Origin of the sequence: Pseudovibrio sp. POLY-S9, assembly GCF_001431305.1 — a bacterium.
Taxonomy (GTDB): domain Bacteria; phylum Pseudomonadota; class Alphaproteobacteria; order Rhizobiales; family Stappiaceae; genus Pseudovibrio.
Genome location: NZ_LCWX01000225.1, coordinates 1 through 1,049 on the forward strand (window position 1 = coordinate 1; position 1,049 = coordinate 1,049).

Annotated in this window: 1 protein-coding gene; it reads left to right on the top strand. The window is 52.5% G+C overall.

Annotated elements, in window-relative coordinates:
- Positions 1–268: 268 nt before the first annotated feature.
- Positions 269–1,049: DNA topoisomerase (locus tag PPL9_RS22635; protein ID WP_244273441.1), on the top strand; the 781-nt coding region annotated here is incomplete at its 3' end.

Consider the following 1,049-nt stretch of genomic DNA (forward strand, 5'->3'; position numbering starts at 1 on the left):
TTGTTCAAGAATTGATTGTGATGGCAGATTAAAGAAGACCTGAAACCGTCCGCACATCTGGCGGGCTCATGTGTCAGCCTCTCAGTCAGAGCCAAAAGCTTGAACCTGTGGTCGTCCTGGTCGAATTGTGCTTGCAGCTCCAAACTGTTCAAGTAGAATCTGGATGATTGAAATTTGGATTGGGGTTGCCTCCTCCGCTCTGAAGATATTCAAGAACTCACTTTTTCGAGCACGCGCAAAATGAACCATTTTAGTTGCATGGGGCACCATGAAATCAATCGTCATTACAGAAAAACCCTCGCAAGCCCGCAATGTCATGAAGGCCGTTGGATCTCGATATGGAGAGGTACTGGCGGCACAAGGACACTTGCTGCGGCTTCAATCTCCTGATGAGGCTAATCCGGACTGGAAAGCCTGGTCCTCAGCTTTGCTGCGCCCGCAAGGTGGCCGGCATGGGCTGGTTGCTGACAGAACCAGCGGTAAGGGTGAGCGCCTTGATAAAATCAAGCGGGCCTTAGGCAATGCCGATCAAGTCATCATTGCGACTGACTGCGACCGCGAGGGTCAGGCGATTGGTGAGAACCTTTTGCATTTTTACGGCTATAAGGGCCGTGTTCTGCGAGCTATGTTTACTGCAGAAGATGAAAAGACGCTTCGCGATGCGTTTGCCAGCACCAAACCCAACGCCAGTTATCGTTCACTTTATGATGCAGCGGTCGCCCGTGCTCAGGCCGATCAGGTGTTCAATCTCAGTCTGACCAGAACCGCAACGACCAGACTGGTGCCTTCTGGCGTGCGTGCTGTTATTGGCATTGGCCGTGTTCGCACCCCAACGCTTGGAATTGTCTGCAGGCGTGAGCAAGAGCTTTCCGACTTCAAGCCACGAGATTACTTTGAACTGACTGCAGATGTTCAAGGTGAACATGGCGTGTTCCAACTTCACCACCGGCCGGCAGATAGCGAGCGCTATTTTGAAAAGGCTACAGCTGAAGCAATCGCCACCGCAGCAACCGGCTGGCATGGCCCAGCCAGCGTCACACAGGAAAACC